Genomic DNA, 3,592 nt, shown 5'->3' with positions numbered 1-3,592 from the left:
CCGCATCCCGCCACTCCCGCATCTCATCCAACGGGACCGGCTCACCGGTGTAAGAACTGTCCCACCCGGAGAAATCCTCACCGAAAGCAGCCCCGGCAACCCTCGACCTGGCTCCGGCTCCGGTGTAGACGGAATCGTAGATCTCCCGCCACTCCTCCACCTGCCTGCCCTGGGTGTCACCGGTGGTTTCGATGTCTGCTGCGGCAGCTGCTTCCAGATCGGGAACGATGTAGGCGACCAGACGCCGATCGCCGGGCTCGTCCTCGCGCACCAACACGGCGGCCTGACGCACTCCGGCGCATTCGGACAGACGGGATTCCACCTCGCCCGGCTCGATACGGAAGCCGCGCAGCTTCACCTGCTCGTCACCACGCCCGACGAACTCCAGCTGCCCGTCACCGCGCCAGCGCACCAGATCACCGGTGCGGTACATGCGCTCACCCACCGCGAACGGACAGGCGACAAAACGCTCAGCCGTCAACGCCTGACGTCCCAGATACCCCCGAGCCACCTGAACACCGGCGACATACAGTTCACCGACGACGCCCACCGGAACCGGCTCCAGCGCCTCATCCAACACGAACACCCGCGTGTTCCAGACGGGTCGGCCGATGGGGACCGCGGAGCCGACACCTCCGTCCGTGACTCGCTGCCAGGCGGAGGAAGCCACCTGGATGGTCATCTCGGTCGGTCCGTACAGATTGGAGAGTTCGCTCCCCCAGGCGTCGGCTATTGCCGCCGCGAGATCAGTGCGGAGTGCCTCGCCGCTGGACCAGATGCGGCTGACGCAGTGCGTCGCGGGCGGATGGGGCAGATTCGCCAGCAGAGAGGGAGGGAACTGGGCGACAGTGACGCCGTTCTCCGCGATGTGCGAGGCCAGCCTCTGCGGATCGCGGACGACATCGCCGGTCGCCACGCAGATCGCGGCCCCGGACAGCAACGGGTACCAGATCTCCAGCCCCACGGAGTCGAACCGCACCGAGGTCCGGAACAGCACTACGTCGTCCGCGCCCACAGGGTGAGCCGACTGCATCCACTGAAGGTTGTTGGCCATGCCACGGTGTTCGACCACGACGCCCTTGGGCCGGCCGGAGGACCCCGAGGTGTAGATGATGTAGAACGCGTTGGCCGGTGTCAGGGCGCCCGTGCGCTCGTCCGCCGACAGATCGGCCGTGGGCTGTCCGGCGATGAAGGCGCTCGTCTCTCCGTCGTCGATGACCACGCACGGCACGCCCTGGCCCGAGGCGACCGGACGGCTCCTTGCCGCGACGACGGCCACTGCCGGGCGAGCATCCAGCAACATGGTGCGCAGGCGCTCGCTCGGATCGTCAGGGTCCAACGGAAGATACGCGCCGCCGGCCTTGATCACCGCGAGCAACGCGACGATCGTGTCGGCTGAGCGCGGCAGCGCCACCGCCACCACACTTTCAGGACCGACGCCCAAGCCGACCAGGTGACGAGCCAGTTGGTTCGCCCGGCCGTGCAACTCGGCGTACGTGAGCACGGTGTCCGCGAAGAGCACGGCGGGCGCGTCGGGAGTGAGCCGGACCTGCGCTTCGAGCAGGCCGACCATCGTGTCCGGGCGCACTTCGGTCTCGGCGCCGTTCCACTCCGTCAGCACCCGCTCTCGCTCGACGGCCGTCAGCAGGCCGAGCCGGCCGATCGGCTGGTCCGGAGCGCTCAGTACCTGGCCGATGAGACGTATCCACCGATCGAAGATCTGCTCGATGGTGGACCGGTCGAAGAGGTCGGTGGAGTACTCGACCACAGTCTCGATGCCAGCCGGGCTCCCTGCGGCGGTGAAGCGCTCCGTGAGGGAGAAGAGCATGTCGAAGCGTGACGTGCCGGTCTCCGCCTCGCTCGCGCGAACCGTCAGGCCGGGAAGGTCGAAGTCTCCTTGGGCGGTGTTCTGGAGGACGAGTGCGACCTGGAAGAGGGGGTGGTGGCTGGTGGTGCGGTGGGGGTTGAGGAGCTCGACGAGGTGTTCGAAGGGAACGTCCTGGTGCGCGTAGGCAGCGAGGCTGGTATCGCGCACACGATGCAGGAGCTCTTCGAAGGTGGGATCTCCGGACGTGTCGGTACGCAGGACGAAGGTGTTGACGAAGAGACCCACGAGATCGTCGAGTGCTTCATCGGTGCGTCCGGCGACACCACTGCCCAGGGGAATGTCGTGGCCGGCACCAAGACGGGTCAGAAGCGCCGCCATTCCCGCCTGCAGCACCATGAACACCGTACTGCCCGACACCTGTGCCAACTCCACCATGCGACGGTGGAGTTCGCCCTCGACCCTGAACTTGGCGGTTGTCCCCTTGTACGAGGCGACCGCAGGCCGCGCCCGGTCGGTGGGGAAGCTCACCAGTTCCGGCATGCCGTGCAGTTGCTGCGTCCAGTAGTCGACCTGCCGCCGGAAGAGGCTGTCCGGGTCGCTCTCCTCTCCGAGCAGGTCGCGCTGCCACAGGGTGTAGTCCACGTACTGGACGGAGAGTTCCGTCCACTGAGGGGCGGTTGTCTGGGACCGGGCGGTGTATGCCGTGACCACGTCCCGGGCCAACGGACCCATCGACCAGCCGTCGGCCGCGATGTGATGCAACAGCAGCAACAGGACGCTCTCGCCGTCGTTCACCTCGAAGAGCCAAGCCCGCACCGGTACTTCGGTGGAGAGATCGAAGCCGTGGCGAGCCGCTTCTTCCAGCGCCGGTGCGAGTTCCGACTCGACGACCGTGCGGTGCTCCCAGCCGAAGTCCGCCTTCGTGACGTCCAGCACCTGCTGATACGGCCGGCCGTCGATCTCCGGGAAGACCGTGCGCAGCGACTCATGCCGGCCAAGGACGTCGCGCAGTGCGTCGTGCAGCGCCCTGGAGTCCAGGACCCCCGTCAGACGGAAGGCCAGAGGCATGTTGTACGTGGCCGAACGGCCCTCCAGCTTGTGCAGGAACCAGAGACGGCGCTGGGCGAACGAGAGGGGGACCAGGTCGGGGCGTTCGACCGCGGTGAGTGCCGCGCGGGTTCGGCTTCCCTGGTTCACCCGCTGCGCGAGCCCCGCAACGGTGGGCGTCTCGAAGACGTCCCTGACCTGAAACTCGGCGCCGAGAACGCTGCGGATGCGGCTGGTGAGCCGGGTGGCGAGGAGGGAGTGTCCGCCGAGGCCGAAGAAGTTGTCGTCGATGCCGACCCGGTCGATGCCGAGGACTTCCGCGAAGAGCGTGGACAGGACCTGTTCCTCGGCGGTACGCGGGCCGCGGCTGTCGATGCCGACCGCGTGGTCAGGCATCGGCAGAGCTCTGCGGTCAAGCTTTCCGTTCGGTGTACGCGGCAGACGGCCCAGTGCCACAACCGCCGAGGGCACCATGTAGTCGGGCAGGTACTCGATCAGGCGTCGGCGCGCCGTCTCCACGACCGCTCCGATACCGCGGGCGGTGCGCGGACTGTTCGTGCGGGGGCCGGACGTGGCGTGCGGCAGGTACGTTCCGGACAGCACGACATCGTCGGCGCTCGGCGGGAGGATGAGGGCGTCGAAGAGTTCCACGGCTTGGGGTGACCAGGTGGTGATGATGCGCAGGCCGAGGCCGGCTCCCTGCGCCGCCATTTCGTT

Annotated in this window: 1 protein-coding gene; it reads right to left on the bottom strand. The window is 67.6% G+C overall.

Features of this window, described 5'->3' with window-relative positions; translation table 11 throughout:
* The coding region (locus tag ABZ478_RS39195; RefSeq protein WP_359557568.1) for an amino acid adenylation domain-containing protein at positions 1-3,394 on the bottom strand (3,394 nt) is incomplete at its 3' end.
* Between the last annotated feature and the right edge of the window lie 198 nt (positions 3,395-3,592).

The organism is Streptomyces sp. NPDC005706, from assembly GCF_040631045.1.
Taxonomy (GTDB): Bacteria; Actinomycetota; Actinomycetes; order Streptomycetales; family Streptomycetaceae; genus Streptomyces.
This window is presented reverse-complemented; position numbering and strand designations above follow the sequence as displayed.